The organism is Brevundimonas sp. UBA7838 (genome assembly GCF_002500885.1).
In the GTDB taxonomy this organism is placed as follows: domain Bacteria; phylum Pseudomonadota; class Alphaproteobacteria; order Caulobacterales; family Caulobacteraceae; genus Brevundimonas; species Brevundimonas vesicularis_C.
Genome location: NZ_DLTK01000094.1, coordinates 42,257 through 58,542 on the forward strand (window position 1 = coordinate 42,257; position 16,286 = coordinate 58,542).

14 protein-coding genes are annotated in these 16,286 nt (G+C 65.7%); 13 read left to right on the forward strand and 1 reads right to left on the reverse strand.

Features of this window, described 5'->3' with window-relative positions:
* Window positions 1–49: 49 nt before the first annotated feature.
* The 3 genes from proS to B3T77_RS08250 are packed head-to-tail and all read left to right on the forward strand — an operon-like array spanning window position 50 to window position 3,346.
* Window positions 50–1,366 carry a proline--tRNA ligase gene (gene proS / locus B3T77_RS08240; protein ID WP_292078771.1) on the forward strand — a complete coding sequence of 439 codons (1,317 nt, stop codon included), beginning with the start codon at window positions 50–52 and terminating at the stop codon, window positions 1,364–1,366.
* Window positions 1,363–2,649: a lipoprotein-releasing ABC transporter permease subunit gene (locus B3T77_RS08245; protein ID WP_292078773.1), complete on the forward strand. Its 1,287-nt coding sequence runs from the start codon at window positions 1,363–1,365 to the stop codon at window positions 2,647–2,649. Before proS ends, B3T77_RS08245 begins: the two co-directional genes overlap by 4 nt.
* Complete coding sequence (locus tag B3T77_RS08250) at window positions 2,642–3,346, forward strand: ABC transporter ATP-binding protein (RefSeq protein WP_292078775.1); 705 nt, start codon at window positions 2,642–2,644, stop codon at window positions 3,344–3,346. The genes B3T77_RS08245 and B3T77_RS08250 overlap by 8 nt, the downstream gene beginning before the upstream one ends.
* Here the strand turns inward: B3T77_RS08250 and msrA are convergent, their stop codons facing one another.
* Window positions 3,347–3,970, reverse strand: a complete 624-nt coding sequence (gene msrA / locus B3T77_RS08255; RefSeq protein WP_292078777.1) for a peptide-methionine (S)-S-oxide reductase MsrA — start codon at window positions 3,968–3,970, stop codon at window positions 3,347–3,349.
* 385 nt (window positions 3,971–4,355) lie between these two features.
* Between msrA and dnaE the strand changes: the two genes are divergently transcribed.
* The 10 genes from dnaE (at window position 4,356) to B3T77_RS08305 (ending at window position 16,174) form a co-directional block, all read left to right on the forward strand.
* Entirely contained in the window at window positions 4,356–7,820 is a 3,465-nt protein-coding gene (gene dnaE / locus B3T77_RS08260; RefSeq protein ID WP_292078779.1) for a DNA polymerase III subunit alpha, read from the forward strand.
* An 87-nt stretch (window positions 7,821–7,907) separates the two neighbouring features.
* The gene (locus B3T77_RS08265; protein ID WP_292078781.1) at window positions 7,908–8,504 is read left to right on the forward strand and encodes a DUF4142 domain-containing protein; all 597 of its coding nucleotides are present in this window, start codon (window positions 7,908–7,910) and stop codon (window positions 8,502–8,504) included.
* Window positions 8,505–8,732: 228 nt separating this feature from the next.
* Window positions 8,733–9,596 carry a 30S ribosomal protein S2 gene (rpsB, locus tag B3T77_RS08270; protein WP_017503967.1) on the forward strand — a complete coding sequence of 288 codons (864 nt, stop codon included), beginning with the start codon at window positions 8,733–8,735 and terminating at the stop codon, window positions 9,594–9,596.
* A 111-nt stretch (window positions 9,597–9,707) separates the two neighbouring features.
* A complete protein-coding gene (gene tsf / locus B3T77_RS08275; RefSeq protein WP_055753506.1) occupies window positions 9,708–10,649 on the forward strand; it encodes a translation elongation factor Ts in 942 nt (313 codons plus the stop codon).
* A 126-nt stretch (window positions 10,650–10,775) separates the two neighbouring features.
* Window positions 10,776–11,510 (forward strand): UMP kinase, encoded by a 735-nt coding sequence (gene pyrH, locus B3T77_RS08280; RefSeq protein WP_045811327.1) that lies wholly within the window; start codon window positions 10,776–10,778, stop codon window positions 11,508–11,510.
* Between the two features lie 39 nt (window positions 11,511–11,549).
* Entirely contained in the window at window positions 11,550–12,107 is a 558-nt protein-coding gene (gene frr, locus B3T77_RS08285; protein WP_055809105.1) for a ribosome recycling factor, read from the forward strand.
* Window positions 12,108–12,144: 37 nt separating this feature from the next.
* A complete protein-coding gene (uppS, locus tag B3T77_RS08290) occupies window positions 12,145–12,918 on the forward strand; it encodes a polyprenyl diphosphate synthase (RefSeq protein ID WP_017503963.1) in 774 nt (257 codons plus the stop codon).
* A complete protein-coding gene (locus B3T77_RS08295) occupies window positions 12,918–13,736 on the forward strand; it encodes a phosphatidate cytidylyltransferase (protein ID WP_292078794.1) in 819 nt (272 codons plus the stop codon). The genes uppS and B3T77_RS08295 overlap by 1 nt, the downstream gene beginning before the upstream one ends.
* Window positions 13,733–14,929, forward strand: coding sequence for a 1-deoxy-D-xylulose-5-phosphate reductoisomerase (dxr, locus tag B3T77_RS08300; protein WP_292078797.1), 1,197 nt, complete (start codon window positions 13,733–13,735; stop codon window positions 14,927–14,929). The genes B3T77_RS08295 and dxr overlap by 4 nt, the downstream gene beginning before the upstream one ends.
* 27 nt (window positions 14,930–14,956) lie before the next feature.
* The gene (locus B3T77_RS08305; RefSeq protein WP_112862079.1) at window positions 14,957–16,174 is read left to right on the forward strand and encodes a M50 family metallopeptidase; all 1,218 of its coding nucleotides are present in this window, start codon (window positions 14,957–14,959) and stop codon (window positions 16,172–16,174) included.
* The last annotated feature ends 112 nt before the right edge of the window (window positions 16,175–16,286 follow it).

The window sequence follows — 16,286 nt, forward strand, 5'->3', positions numbered from 1 at the left end:
TCCGAGCGGCTAAAGCCTTGTTCCGTCTCTACGCCTAGGATTCCCGACCATGCGCCTGTCGCGCTTTTTCCTGCCCACGCTGAAGGAAGCTCCTTCGGACGCCCAGATCGTCTCGCATCAGCTGATGCTGCGCGCCGGCATGATCAAGCAGGAGGCCGCCGGCATCTACGCCTGGCTGCCGCTGGGTCTGAAGGTGCTGCGCAAGATCGAGCAGATCGTGCGCGAGGAGCAGATGCGGGCCGGGGCGGTCGAACTGTTGATGCCAACGCTGCAACTGGCCGACCTGTGGCGCGAGAGCGGCCGCTATGACGCCTACGGCCCCGAGATGCTGCGTATCACCGACCGGCATGAGCGCGAGCTGCTGTACGGACCGACCAACGAGGAGATGATCACTGACATCTTCCGGGCCTATGTGAAGTCCTACAAGTCGCTGCCGCTGAACCTGTTTCACATCCAGTGGAAGTTCCGCGACGAGCGCCGTCCGCGCTTTGGCGTGATGCGCGGGCGCGAGTTCCTGATGAAGGACGCCTATTCGTTCGACGTGGACGAGACCGCGGCCCGGGTCGCCTACAACCGCATGTTCGTCGCCTATCTGAACACCTTCGCTCGCATGGGCCTGAAGGCTGTTCCGATGCGCGCCGACACCGGCCCCATCGGCGGCGATCTGAGCCATGAGTTCATCGTTCTGGCTGAAACCGGCGAGAGCGAGGTCTTCTGCGACCGCAAACTGGTCGAGATGCCCGCGCCCGGCGACGACTTCAGCGCGGAGACTGTGCAGGCCGTCTTCGACGAACGCACCGCCCTATACGCCGCCACGGAAGAGATGCACGATCCGGCGCAGTTCGAGGCCAAGACCGCCGAGGGCGACCGCCTGTCGGCGCGCGGCATCGAGGTCGGCCACATCTTCTACTTCGGCACCAAATACTCCGCCCCGATGAAGGCCAAGGTCGCCGGGCCCGACGGTCAGGACGCGGAGGTCCACATGGGCAGCTATGGCGTCGGCGTGTCGCGCCTGCTGGGGGCGATCATCGAAGCGAGCCACGACGCCGGCGGCATCATCTGGCCCGATGCGGTCGCGCCTTTCGACGTGGTCGTGATCAATCTGCGCGCCAATGACGAGGCCGTCTCGGCGGCCTGCGAGGACGCGGTGGCCCAGCTTGAAAAGCTCGGCAAGGACGTCCTCTACGACGACACCGACGAACGTCCCGGCGGCAAGTTCGCCACCGCCGACCTGATCGGCGTGCCGTGGCAGCTGACCATCGGTCCCAAGGGTCTGGCGGACGGCGTGGTCGAACTGAAACGCCGCGCCACCGGCGAGAAGGTCTCCGTGCCGCTCGCCGAAGCTATTGAAAGGCTGACCGCTTGAGCCTGCCGTCTCGTCCGTCCGGCGCCTTCTCCTCGTGGGAGATCGGCCTGGCCCTGCGCTACCTGCGCGCCAAGCGCAAGGAAGGCGGCGTCGCCACCATCGCGGTGATCAGCTTCATCGGCATCATGCTGGCCGTCGCCGTCCTGATCAGCGTGATGAGCATCATGTCCGGCTTCCGCAGCGAACTGCTGGGGCGCATGCTGGCCTTTAACGGCCATATGTATGTGCAGGGGCAGGTCCTGACCTCGCCGGATCGGGAAGCCGCGCTGAAACGCATCCAGGCCGTGCCGGGCGTCGCCAGCGCCAGTCCGCTGAACGAGGCGCAAAGCCTGATCCGCGTCGGCAGCTATACGACCGGCGCCATCGTTAAGGGCATCCGCCCAGAGGATCTGGCGAAGACCCAGTATGTCTTCGACAGCTTAAGCCCGCAGGAGCGCGCCAGCTTCGGCAAGGGCCCTTATGGCGGCGACCGCATTCTGGTCGGCGCGGCCCTGGCCAACTCCATGGGCCTGCGCGTCGGCGATCCTGTGACCCTGTATTCGCCGACCGGGGCCGACAGCGCCTTCGGCAACCTCGGCGGACTTGAGAAGACCTATTTCGTCGGCGGCCTGTTCCGCTCGGGCGCCGCCGATTACGACCGCGCGTTCATCTTCATGCCTCTAGAGCAACAGCAGCTCTTCTTCGGCAAGGAAGGCGTCTGGGACGCGATCGAGATCAAGGTCGACGACCCCGATCAGGTCGGCGCCCTGACCGCCGCCATCCGCGACGCCGCCGGTCCCGGCTCGGTCGTCAGCGACTGGCGAGAGCGGCTCGCCGCCTTCTACGGCGCGCTGAAGGTCGAACGCGTGGCCATGAGCATAATCCTGGGCCTCGTCGTGGCCATCGCCGCCATGAACATCATTTCCGGCATCGTCATGCTGGTGAAGAATAAGGGCCGCGACATCGCCATCCTGCGCACCATCGGCGCCAGCCCCTCGGCGATCCTGCGCGTCTTCTTCATGGCCGGCGCCATGATCGGGGTCGCGGGCACCATCGCGGGGCTGATCCTGGGTCTGCTGTTCTGCTGGAATATTGGTTCGATCCAGCATTTCCTGGAGTTCGTGCTGCAGACCAAGCTGTTCGATTCCGACGTCTATATGCTGGACGCCATCCCGGCCCTGGTCGATCCGGTGGACGTGACCTGGGTGGCCTTCTGGTCTCTGTTGATGAGCTGTATCGCCAGCCTGCCGCCGTCCTGGAACGCGTCTCGCATCGATCCCGTGGAGGCGCTTCGCTATGAGTAAGGCTCCCATCCTTTCGGTGCGCGGCCTGACCCGCACCTATGACACCGCCCAAGGCGGCCTGACCGTGCTGAAGGGCGTGGATCTGGACGTCTATCCCGGCGAACTGGTCGGACTGATCGGACCGTCGGGCTCTGGCAAGTCGTCGCTGCTGCACGCCGCCGGCCTGTTGGAGAAGCCCACCAGCGGCACGGTCGCCATCGACGGCGAACAGGTCGGTGATCTGGACGAGCGCGCCCGCACACGCCTGCGCCTGGGCCGAATCGGCTTCGTCTATCAGTTTCACCACCTGCTGCCCGAGTTCGACGCGCGCGACAATGTCGCCCTGCCGATGCGGATCGCCGGGGTGGCCCAGGACGAGGCGCGCAAACGCGCCGCGGTCACGCTGACGGCCTTGGGTCTAGGCGAACGCCTGACGCACCAGCCGGCGCAGCTGTCTGGCGGTGAACAGCAGCGCGTCGCCATCGGTCGCGCGCTGGCCAACGGCCCACGCCTGCTGCTCGCCGACGAGCCGACCGGCAATCTGGATCCGACCACCAGCCAATCCGTGTTCGAATCCCTGCGCAACTTAGCCAAGACCACGGGCGTCGCCGCCCTGATCGCCACCCACAATATGGAGTTGGCCGGCCATATGGACCGTGTCTTCGCCCTGAAGGACGGTCATCTGGAACAGCGCGCGGCCCAGAGCCAAGCCTACTGATCAGCTGACGGCGGCGTCGCCCCAGATCGCCCGCAGGCGTTCGGGGCGGCGGCAACCGACCCGATAGGCCTGATAGCTGGCGGCGTGTCGCTTGGCATAGTCCTGATGCTCCGCTCCCGCCGGCCAGAACCGCTGAACGCCGACGACCGGGGTCGTGAAGCTCTTTCTCAAAATCCGCATGGCCGCATCGCGTGAGGCGATTGCGTCCGCGCGATGGGCGCCCGTGGCGAAAACAGCGGCCCGATAGGACGGCCCCTGATCGCAGAACTGACCGTTCGGGTCGGTCGGATCGATGGTGCGCCAGTAGCGATCGACCAGGGCGCGATAGCTGACGACTTGCGGATCGAACGTGACCTGAACGGCCTCCATATGACCCGTGCCGCCTCGCACCACCTGTTCGTAGGTCGGATTGGCGGTATGGCCGCCGACGAAGCCGGACACCGCTGAACGCACGCCTGGCAGGTCGTCGAACGCCTTCTCCTCCGACCAGAAGCAGCCGCCGGCGAAGATCGCGGTCTGAAACGCCGTCTGCGCCTCGGCCTGACGGGCCAGGGGCGCTCCGATCGCCAGCGCAGCGGCGGTCAAGGATGCAACGGCGGCGAGGGCAGTCGTGCGAGGGGACATGGTCTCATCTCCTGTTGCAATGACTACGACGGCGACGCGCAAACGGTTTCACCGAGAACGACTTGACCGGAACAAAACGCCAACATAGAACATTAGCAGAACATAACGGATGTCTCGGAGCCAAGGTCATGCCGCGTTTGATGAGGGATATGCTGTCGCTGGCGTCGTGCGGCGGTTTCGTCTGGATGGTCTGGACCGTGGCGATCAGCGTCACCGCCTGAGATCAGACGAATTAGACACTTTAGACGGTGTTTTTTCGAGGACCGTCCGAAGCCAGCGATCCACAGCCGATCCGTGGGGCGACCGGTTTGCGATGGCCGCGCGCCGCCCGATATGAGACTCAGGGTAGAGCAGGGCTCTTCAGCGGGCCAGGGTCGAAGAAGGCGTGAACGAGCCGGTGAACAGTCAGGGTTTTGTCCATCTGCGGGTCCGCTCGGCCTATTCGCTGCTGGAAGGCGCGATCAAGGCGGCCAAGGTCGGCAAGCTGGCGGCCGACTCCGGAATGCCGGCGGTCGGGGTGGCCGACCGGGCCAACCTGTTCGGCGCGCTGGAGTTCAGCCAGACGGCGAAGGATGCAGGCGTTCAGCCGCTCGTGGCCTGCGCTCTTCCGGTCTTCGGCATCGGCGGCCAGATCAACGCGCGCTGGGCCAAGGTTCCGACCGTGGTTCTGCTGGCCCAGGATACAGCCGGATGGCTGAACCTGTGCGCCCTCTCGTCATCCGCCTATCTGGACGCCGGAGAAATGGCCGAGCCGGGCGTGGCCTGGGAGCAGGTCGTCGCCCGCTCCGAAGGCCTGATCCTGCTGTCCGGTGGCCCGGACGGCCCGGTCGATCCGCTGTTCGCCCAAGGCAAGAAGGCCGAAGGCGCCGCTGCTCTGGCGGCGATGAAGGCGGCGTTCGGCGACCGCTTCTACGTCGAACTGCAACGCCACGGGCTGGAGGACGAAAAGCGCGCCGAGCCGGGGCTGGTCGAATGGGCCTACGTCAACGACGTGCCGCTGGTCGCCACCAACGACGTCTATTACGCCAAGGCGGCGCAGGCCAAATCCCACGACGCCCTGCTGTGCATCGCCGACGGCGCCTTCACCGGCCAGGAGGATCGCCGCCGCATCACCGGCGAACACTGGTTCAAGCCCGCCGCCGTCATGCGCGAGTTGTTCGCCGACCTGCCCGAGGCTTGCGACAACACCATCGACATCGCGCGGCGCTGCGCCTTCCTGGTCAATACTCACGCGCCCATCCTGCCGCGTTTCGATACAGGTGCCGGGCGCTCCGAGGCCGATGAACTGGCCCACCAGGCGCGCGAGGGGCTGAAGATCCGCCTGACCGAGGTCACGCCGGCCGTTCCCGAAGAGGAATACTGGACCCGCCTGGAATGGGAGGTCGGGATCATCCAGCAGATGGGCTTCCCCGGCTACTTCCTCATCGTGTCGGACTTCATCAAATGGGCCAAGACCCACGGTATTCCCGTGGGGCCGGGGCGGGGCTCCGGCGCGGGCTCTCTGGTCGCCTGGTCCCTGACCATTACCGATCTGGACCCGCTGCGGTTCGGCCTGCTGTTCGAGCGGTTCCTGAACCCCGAACGCGTCTCCATGCCCGATTTCGACATCGACTTCTGCCAGGAGCGGCGCGAAGAGGTGATCGACTATGTTCAGGACCGCTACGGCAAGGACCGGGTGGCCCAGATCATCACCTTCGGCACCTTGCAGGCGCGGGCCGTGTTGCGCGACGTGGGTCGGGTGCTGCAGATGCCACTGGGTCAGGTCGACCGGCTCTGCAAGATGGTGCCGAACAATCCGGCCGCGCCCGTCACCCTGGCCCAGGCCATCGACATCGAGCCGCGCCTGAAGGAGGCGCGCGACGCCGAGCCGGCGGTGAAGACCTTGCTGGAAACCGCGCTGGAGTTGGAGGGGCTTTACCGCAACGCCTCGACCCACGCCGCCGGCATCGTCATCGGCGACCGGCCGCTGACGGAACTGGTGCCGCTGTATCAGGATCCGCGCTCCACCATTCCGGCGTCCCAATTCAACATGAAATGGGTCGAGCCGGCGGGTCTGGTGAAATTCGACTTCCTGGGCCTGAAGACGCTGACGGTGCTGGATCGGGCGCGCGGCTATCTCGAACGGCGTGGCGCAGCCAGGGACTGGAACAGCCTGCCGCTGGATGATGCGCGCACCTATGAACTGATGGCCTCTGGTCAGACGGTCGGGGTGTTCCAGCTGGAATCCCAGGGCATGCGCGACACCCTGCGCAAGATGCGCTGCGGCTCCATCGAAGAGATCACCGCCCTGATTTCACTTTATCGGCCCGGGCCGATGGAGATGATCGACACCTATATCGACCGCAAGTTCGGGCGCGCCGAGGTCGACTATCTGCACCCCAGTCTGAAAGAGGTGCTGACCGAGACCTACGGCGTCATCATCTACCAGGAACAGGTGATGAAGATCGCCCAAATCCTGGCGGGCTACAGCCTGGGCGAGGCCGACCTGCTGCGCCGGGCAATGGGTAAGAAGAAGAAGGAGGAGATGGATTTCCAGCGCCTCCGCTTCGTCAAGGGCGCCGCCGAGAAGGCCGTGCCGGAGACCCAGTCCGGCTCCATCTTCGACCTGGTCGCCAAGTTCGCCGGATACGGCTTCAACAAGTCCCACGCCGCCGCCTATGCTCTTATCTCGTTCCAGACGGGGTGGCTGAAGGCCAATCAGCCGGTCGAGTTTTTCGCGGCGTCCATGAGCCTGGACTTGTCGAACACCGACAAACTGGCGGTCTTCTATCAGGACGCCAAACGGTTCGACGTGCCGGTCCTGGCGCCCGACATCAATCGCTCATCGGCCGACTTCGACGTGGCCTGGGACGACGACAAGGGGGCGGTGCTCTACGCCTTGGGCGCGATCCGAAACGTGGGTCTCGAGGCGATGAAACACGTCATCGAGGTGCGCGAGACGGGCGGCCGCTTCGCCGACATCTTCGACTTCCTCGAGCGCGTCGATCCGCGCAGCGTCAACAAGCGCGCGCTGGAAGGTCTGGCCAAGGCCGGCGCCTTCGACAGCATCCACCCCAACCGGCGTCAGTTGCTGGAACAGGCCGACGTGCTGATGGCCTATTGCCAGAGCGTGGCGGCCGAACGCGCCTCGTCTCAGGTGTCATTGTTCGGCGGCGACCAGGCCCATGCCGCGCGCCCGCGTCTGAAGAGCGTCGAACCCTGGGTCGGTCCGGAGCGGCTGGATCACGAACTGTCGGCGGTCGGCTTCTATCTGTCGGGCCACCCCCTGGACGAGATGACCTCAGCCCTAAAGCGCAAGCGCGTCACCTTCGTCGCCGAAGCGATTCCGCTGGCTGAGTCCGGACACGAGGCGTTCCAGATGGCGGGTGTCGTTCGTCGCAAACAGGAGCGGGCCAGCGCGCGGACGGGCGAGAAGTTCGCCTTCGTGACCTTCTCGGATCCGACTGGCGAGTTCGAATGCCTGTTCCCGCCCGAACAACTGCGCAAATGCCGCGAGGTGCTGGAGCCCGGCGCCTCGGTCATGGTGCGGGTGCGCGCCAAGTCGTCGGAGGGGGAGGTGCGCTTCTTCGGCGACGACGCGTCCCAGATGGATAATCTGCTGGACGACGCCAACATCGGCCTTCGCATCCATGTCTCGGCTCGCAGCGCTGACGCCGAGGCGCTGAAGGCGCGGTTGGAACGCGCGCGATCAGGCGCGATCGGCAAGGGCGGGGAGGTGTCGCTGATGATCGCAGGCCTCGAGCAGGGGCGCGAGGTGGAGGTCAAGATCCCCGGTCGTTATCGCCTGGACGGCGCCCTGCGCGGCGCGTTGAAGTCAGCGCCGGGCGTCGTCATGCTGGAGGACGCCTAAACCCTCGCGGATATGGTCAAGCTTTTGATTTTTCGGAACCTCACGGACGCGTGATGGGTTTGGTCAGTCCATAGGGAGACTGTTCCAATGAAATATCTCGCCATCGCCAGCGTCGCCTCGCTGGCCCTTCTCGCCGCCTGCAACCAGGGTGGCGACAGCGCCGCCCAGAACACCGGCGAAGCGGTCAACGCCACCCAAGACGCCACGTCCGGTGTCGTGGGCCAGACCTCGGCCATAACCATGGGCGCCAACACCGTCGACGGTTTCGTCACCGGCCTGGGCACCGGCAACATGTATGAGCTGGAAGCCGCCAAGATCGCCGCAGCCAAGTCCAAGAATGCGGACGTGAAGGCTCTGGCCGCCATGATCACCAAGGATCACACCGCCGCCGGCAAGAAACTGGCCGCCGCTCAGGCGACCGCTGCGCCGAACGTCGCCATCCCTACGACGTTGGACGAACGCCGCAAGGGCCTGATCGACAATCTGAACGCCGCCACGCCGGACGACTTCGACAAGGTCTATCTGGACCAACAAGTCGCCGCCCACAACGAGACGCTGACGCTGCTGAACGGCTTTGCCGACAACACCGAAGCGCCCGCCTTGGCCACCCTGGCGCGCGAACTGGTGACGCCCGTCACTGCACACCGCGACCGCGCCCGGACCCTGCTGGACGCGATGAAGTAAAAGCAGCCGTCGCGTTGCTGACTAAAGGCGGTCCCGAAAGGGGCCGCCTTTTTCCGCATTTGCAGGGCTGCGCTTGCTATTGCGGCCCATCCGGCCTACATGGCCCCCGCATTTCGCAACGCGGGAGAGGCGCGCTTCGGGGAGACATCCCGATCCGCACCATTCCGAGGGTCTTTCAGACCTTTAATCCCCCGCGCCACGTTTGATCGGAAAAAGGACTGAACGATCATGGCTCTGCCTGAATTCTCGATGCGCACCCTGCTTGAAGCCGGCGCCCACTTCGGCCACCAGACGCACCGCTGGAACCCGAAGATGGACCGCTACATCTTCGGCTCGCGCTCGAACATCCACATCATCGACCTGTCGCAGACGATGCCGCTGTTCCACCAGGCTCTGGTGGCCGTGCGCGAAGTCGCCGCCAAGGGCGGTCGCGTTCTGTTCGTCGGCACCAAGCGCCAGGCCGCAGAGCCGGTCGCGGAAGCCGCCAAGCGCTGCGCCCAGTACTACATGAACAATCGTTGGCTCGGCGGCACGCTGACCAACTGGCGCACCGTGTCGGGCTCGATCGCTCGTCTGCGTGAGCTGGAAGGCATTCTGGAAAACGGCGGCGAAGGCCGCGTCAAGAAAGAGCTGCTGAACCTGCAGCGCGAGAAGGACAAGCTCGAGTTGTCGCTGGGCGGCATCAAGGACATGGGTTCGATCCCGGACATCATGTTCGTGATCGACACCAACAAGGAAGCGATCGCGATCCAGGAAGCCCGCAAGCTGAACATCCCGATCATCGCCATCCTGGACACCAATTCGGATCCGGACGGCATCACCTATCCGGTCCCCGGCAACGACGACGCCGCCCGCGCCATCCAGACCTACTGCGACCTGATCGCCGACGCCGTCTTGGACGGTCTGGCCGCCGGCGCTTCGGCCTCGGGCATCGACCTGGGCGCTTCGGAAGCTCCGGTCGAGCCGATGCTGCGTGAAGCCTCGGCCCCCAAGGCTGAAGCCGAAGCCGCGCCGGCCGGCACGGAAGGCGCTGCCGCCGAACTGGAAGCCGCTGCTGAGCCGGCTGCAGAAACCGAGAAGGCCGAGGGCTGATCGCCCGCCGGGCGGCGTTCGCGTTCTTGAGCGCCGCCTGACGAACTGACACACGGCCGGGCTAAATCAGTCCGGCCGTTCCCACATACGAAATCCCCCAAGGAGAAGAACATGGCCGAGATCACTGCCGCCCTCGTGAAGGAGCTTCGCGAGCGTTCGGGCGTCGGCATGATGGACTGCAAGAAGGCGCTGGTCGAAAACGACGGCAACATCGAAGCAGCGATCGACTGGCTGCGCGCCAAGGGCCTGTCCAAGGCCGCCAAGAAGGCCGACCGCGTCGCCGCTGAGGGTCTGGTCGCCGTCGCGTCGAAGGAAGACGGCAAGGGCGAAGTCGCCGCCGCCATCGAGTTCAACGCCGAAACCGACTTCGTCGCCCGCAACGAGCTGTTCCAGAACGCCGCCAAGTCGTTCGCCCAACTGGGTCTGGAGCACCACTCGGTCGAGGCCCTGCACGGCGCCGAACTGGAAGCCGGCAAGACGGTCCAGGACGAAGTGACCAACATGATCGCCACCATCGGCGAAAACATGCAACTGCGCCGCGCCGCCCGCCTGTCGGTGTCGGAAGGCGTCGTCTCGACCTACGTCCACAACGCGGTTTCGCCGGGCGTCGGTCGTATCGGCGTGCTGGTGGCTCTGGAAGGCGAGGGCGACAAGACCGCGCTTCGCGAACTGGGCCGCAAGATCGCCATGCACGTCGCCGCCACCGCGCCGCTGTCGCTGAACACCGACGACCTGGACCCCGCCGCCATCGAGAAGGAACGCACCGTTCTGACCGAAAAAGCCAAGGAAGAAGGTCGCCCGGAAGCCATGATCGCCAAGATCGTGGAAGGCCAGATCAACAAGTTCCAGAAGGACGTGGTGCTGTCCAAGCAGCCGTTCGTCATGGATCCGGACGTGACCATCGAACAACTGGTCGCCAACTCGGCCAAGGAACTGGGCTCCTCCAACCTGCACCTGGCGGGCTTCGTCCGCCTGGCGCTGGGTGAAGGCGTCGAGAAGGTCGAAGGCCCCGACTTCGCGTCGGAAGTCGCCTCCATGATGGGCGGCAACTAAAAACATTCCCCTCATTCGTGAGGGTTTTGTATCAGAAGGGCGCGTTCGGCTTTGATGGCCGGCGCGCCTTTCGTCTATAAGAAGCCGCCTGATTCAATGGCGCCGCAGTCAAACGGACCTTCCCGCATGCCCGACGCCCCCTCGACCTTCCGCTACAAACGCGTCCTGCTGAAGGTGTCGGGCGAGGTGCTGATGGGCGACCAGTCGTTCGGCGTCGACATGAAGACGGTCGATGCTGTAGCCAAGGCCGTCGCGGACGTCGCGGCCGAGGGCGTGGAAATCTGCCTGGTCATCGGCGGCGGCAACATCTTCCGCGGTCTGTCCAAGGCGGCGGCCGGCATGGAGCGCGCCCAGGCCGACTATATGGGCATGCTGGCGACGATCATGAACGCCCTGGCCATGCAGTCGGCGCTGGAGAAGATCGGCGTCTCGACCCGCGTGCAGAGCGCCATTCCGATGGCGGCCATCGCCGAACCCTACATCCGCCGTCGCGCCCTGAGGCACCTGGAAAAGGGCCGGGTCGTGATCTTCGCCGCCGGCGTGGGCGCACCGTTCTTCACCACGGACTCGGGCGCGGCGCTACGTGCGGCGGAAATGGGCTGCGACGCGCTGCTGAAGGGCACCAGTGTGGACGGGGTCTATACCGCCGACCCGAAGAAGGATCCCGACGCGACGCGGTATGAGACGCTGTCCTATCAGGATGTGCTGGCCAAGGATCTGCGCGTTATGGACGCCTCGGCCATCGCCATGATGCGCGACACGGGCATACCGATCGTGGTCTTCTCCATTCGGGAAGACAATTCGCTGCGCCGGACCCTGACCGGCGAAGGCACGTTCACGGTCATTCAGGACGTCGCCTGAACGTTCGCCTGACCAGGAAAGACAAGAGAGACCAAGACCATGGCAAAGCCTGACCTGAAGACCTATCGCGATCGCATGGATCGCTCCGTCGCTGCTCTGAAGGAAGAGTTCAGCGGTCTGCGCACCGGCCGCGCCAATGCCGGTCTTCTGGAGCCCGTGCGGGTCGAAGCCTACGGCTCGGCCTCGCCGCTGACCGCCGTCGCCGCGATCAGCGTGCCCGAGCCGCGCATGATCAGCGTCAGCGTCTGGGACAAGGGCATGGTGGTCGCCGTCGAAAAGGCGATCCGCAACGCCAATCTGGGCCTGAACCCGATCGTGGACGGCCAGACCCTGCGCATTCCGGTGCCGCCTCTGACCGAGGAACGCCGCAAGGACCTGGTCAAGTTGGCCGGCAAATATGCCGAGCAGCAGAAGATATCGGTTCGCAACGTCCGCCGCGACGCCAACGACGATCTGAAGAAGGCCGAGAAGGCCGGCGAGATCAGCCAGGACGAGCAAAAGAAGATGGAGACCGAGGTCCAGAAGGACACCGACGCTGCCATCAAGCGCATCGACGAGACCTTGAAGACCAAGGAACAAGAGATCATGCAGGTCTGAGGCGAAACGGCTGGGTCCGGAAGGGATCGCACGACAGATGACGGCAGACCGCGCCGCGCCTTCAGGCCAAAGCCCAGACAAGCAGGGTCAGGACGGCCCGCGCCACGTCGCCATCATCATGGACGGCAATGGACGCTGGGCGAAGGCCCGCGGCCTGCCGCGCGCCCTTGGCCATCGCGAAGGCGTCCAGGCGCTGAAGCGCACGATCCAGGCGGCGCCGGATCTCGGCATCGATTGCCTGACCGTGTTCGGCTTCTCAACCGAGAACTGGAGCCGGCCCGAGGACGAGGTGTCGGACCTGATGGGGCTGGTGCGCTCCTACGTCGCCAGCGATTTGGCCAGGCTGACCAAGGCCGGCGTCCGGCTGAAGATCCTGGGACGACGCGAAGGACTGCCGGCCGACATCGCCGCCATCATCGAACGGGCCGAGGCCCAGACCGCCCATAACGACCGATTTCTGTTGCAGGTCGCCTTCAACTATGGCGGTCGTGCGGATCTGGTGGACGCGGCGCGTCGCCATATGGAGCGGGTGCTGGCGGGCGAGACGGTCGAGCCTTTCAACGAGGCGATCCTGACCTCGGGCCTGGCCACGGCGGGCTCGCCGCCGCTTGACCTGATCGTACGTACGTCGGGCGAGCAGCGGCTTTCGAACTTCCTGTTGTGGGAGGCCGCCTACGCCGAACTCGTCTTCCAGGATATTCTGTGGCCCGACTATGGCCCAAAGGCCTTGGCTGAGGCGATCTCGGCCTTTGGTCAGCGCGATCGCCGTTTCGGCGGACGCGTGATCGCGCCTGAGCGCGCGACAGCCTGATGGCGGTCAAGGGTCGGGATATCGCCCTCAGGGCTGCGTCCGCCGTCGTGCTGGCGCCCGCTGCCGTCGCTGCGACGTGGGGCGGCGGCGTGTGGTTCCTGGCGCTGATGATCGTCGCCAGCGTCGTCCTCGCGTTCGAATGGGCGGCGATGAGTGCGCCGCATGCACGCCGCGTGATGGGCGGCGCGGTCAGCTTCGGCGTTGTGGCGGCGGTGATCAGCGCCCATTTCGGCGCCATGTCCGTCGCCTTCATCATGCTGGTGTTCGGCGCAGTCGCGGCCGGGGTCTACGCGCGCAGCCGAGGGCAGGAGGCGCTGGATGCCGCCTATGGCGTGCTCTATCTCGGCTGGCCTTCGGTCCTGCTGATGTGGCTGCGTGACGTCGACAGTCTGATCGGACTGCACTGGACCGTGCTGGTGTTCGCCGTCGCCTGGTCGGCCGACATCGTGGCCTATTTGGCGGGATCCACCCTTGGCGGCCCCAAGCTGTGGCCGCGCTTCTCGCCAAACAAGACCTGGTCCGGGTTCATCGGCGGCGTTGCGGCCGGCGCGGTTGCGGGCGCCGTCATGACGGCCTGGGTCAATATGGGGGCCTTGAGCGTCGTCTGGGGGGCTGTGCTGGGCTTTGCCGCGGCCTTGGCGACCATGGCGGGCGACCTGTGGGAATCGGCGCTGAAGCGACGGTTCGGGGTCAAGGATGCGGGCAACACCATTCCCGGCCACGGCGGCCTGCTGGACCGTGTCGATGGTTTGATGTTCGCGGTCGTCGTCGTCGCGGCGGGCCGACTGATCGTCCTGATGCTGGAGCGTGGGGCGTGATCCGGCGTCGCATCACCGTGCTTGGCGCGACCGGATCGGTCGGCGCTTCCACGCTGGACCTGATGGCTCAAGCCGAGGCGACGGGCACGGGCGCGTTCGAGGTCGAGGCCCTGACGGGCGGCGCCAATATCGCCAAACTGGCCGAGCAGGCCAAACGCTGGCGGCCCAAGCTGGCCGTGACGGCGGATCCTGCGCGGTTGGGCGAACTGCGCGACGCCTTGTCCGGCACGGACGTCACTGTCGCCGCCGGCGACGCCGCCATCGTTGAGGCGGCGACGCGACCTGCCGACTGGATCATGGCGTCCATCGTCGGAGCGGCGGGTTTGAAGTCCGCCTGGGCGGCGGCGGGAACGGGCGCGACCCTGGCGCTGGCCAACAAGGAAAGCCTGGTCTGCTGCGGCCCCGCCCTGATCGAACGGGTTAAGCGGGCAGGGGGGCGCTTGATCCCCGTCGATTCCGAGCACTCCGCCATCTTCCAGGTGTTTCCGGCCGAAGCGCCTGAGCGGGTGGCCAAGCTGATCCTCACCGCATCGGGCGGGCCTTTTCGCAATACGCCGCGCGAGCAGATGGTCGCCATCACGCCGGAACAGGCCGTCGCCCACCCCAACTGGAGCATGGGCGCCAAGATTTCAGTCGATAGCGCCACCATGGCCAATAAGGGCCTGGAGATGATCGAGGCGGCTTATCTGTTCGATATGCCGCAGGATCGGATCGATGTCGTCGTGCACCCCGAATCGATCATCCACAGCCTTGTGGAGTATGTGGATGGTTCGACCCTGGCCCAGATGGGACCGCCGGATATGCGCACGCCGATCGCCTGCGCCATTGCCTGGCCGGATCGGATCGCGTGGCCGGCGCCCAAGTTGGATCTGGCTGCGCTGGGTCGCCTGACGTTCGAAGCGCCCGATCTGACGCGCTTTCCCGCCCTCGATCTGGCGCGTCAGGCCCTGAAGGCGGGCGGCGCGACGCCCGCCGTGTTCAACGCCGCCAACGAGGTCGCCGCCTTCGCCTTTCTTGACCGCAAGCTGGCGTTTCTCAATATTGCCGCAGTCGTCGCCGAAACCCTTGAGCGTGCGACGAAAGCGGGGATGGCTTTCGGTTCTGGAGACGCCTGCGGCGCGGCCCTTTCGGTCGACGCCGAGACGCGTCGAATGGCCGAGAGCGTCATCGCCAGCCTTGCGAATGCGGCCTGACAGCAGGCCAGGGGAGACGATTTTCGAATGCTGGGCGTCCTGGGTCAGGTCCTGATCTCCATCGCCTCGTTCCTGCTGGTGCTGACCTTCATCGTCACCATCCACGAACTGGGTCACTTCCTTGTCGCGCGCGCCTTTGGCGTGAAGGTGGATCGGTTCGCGGTCGGCTTCGGGAAGGCCGTGGCCAGCCGCACCGATCGTCACGGCATCGAATGGCGTCTCGGTTGGCTGCCGCTGGGCGGCTATGTGAAGTTCTCGGGCGATTTGGATGCGTCCAGCGTGCCTGACCGGGCCGGATTGGATGAACTGCGCAGCCGCGTGGTCGCCGAGCGTGGACCGGGCGCCGAGCGTGATTATTTCCACTTTAAGCCAGTGTGGCAGCGCGCCCTGATCGTCGCGGCCGGGCCCATCGCGAACTTCATCCTGGCCATCACCATCTTCGCCGTCGTCTTCATGGCCGTCGGCGTGTCCCTGCGTCCCGCGCGTGTCGCTCAGGTCCAAGCCGGATCGCCAGCCGCCGCCGCCGGTTTCCAGGTCGGCGACCTGATCACCGAGGTGAACGGCAAGGCCATCAAGGACGGCAGCGCGGTCACCCGCACCGTCATGCTCTCGACCGGCGATCCCGTCCGTTTCACGGTCGAGCGCGCCGGGCGTCCGGTCGAACTGGTCGCGACGCCGGAACGCCGCGAGGAAAACGACCCCATCGCCGGACGGGTCAAGGTCGGTCGCATCGGCCTGGGGCTGGGCTCGTCGGCCGGCGATGTCCGCCACGTGCGCTATGGCCCCGTCGAGGCTGTCGCCGAGGGAGCGCGCCAAACGGCCGACGTCATCGGCTCGACCCTGACCTACCTCGGACGCCTGGCGACGGGCCGTGAGTCGGGCGATCAGTTCAGCGGTCCGCTGGGCATGGCCAAGGCGACGGGCTCGCTGACGACGGCTGCGGTTGAGGCCAATCCAGCTCCGGGCGCCATGGCGATCAACCTGATCCTGACGCTGACAACCTTGGCCGCCATACTTTCGATCGGAATCGGCTTTCTAAATCTGCTTCCCATTCCGGTCCTCGACGGCGGGCATCTGCTTTTCTACGGCTATGAGGCTGTGGCGAAACAGCCTGTGTCGGCGCGGTTCCAGGAGATGGGCTATCGTGCAGGCCTTGCGCTTTTGGCGGGATTTATGTTGTTCGCAACGTGGAACGACCTACAGAAGCTCAATATCTTCCAATTCCTCGGCGGGCTCGTCTCGTGAGCCGACGCCAGCCCCCGACGGTTTCCCGAATGAATGACATGACCTCTCGCGCCGCCGTTCGACTGAGCGCCCGCTCCAGCCTGCTGGCTCTGGCGGTCGCCGCCGGGCTGGG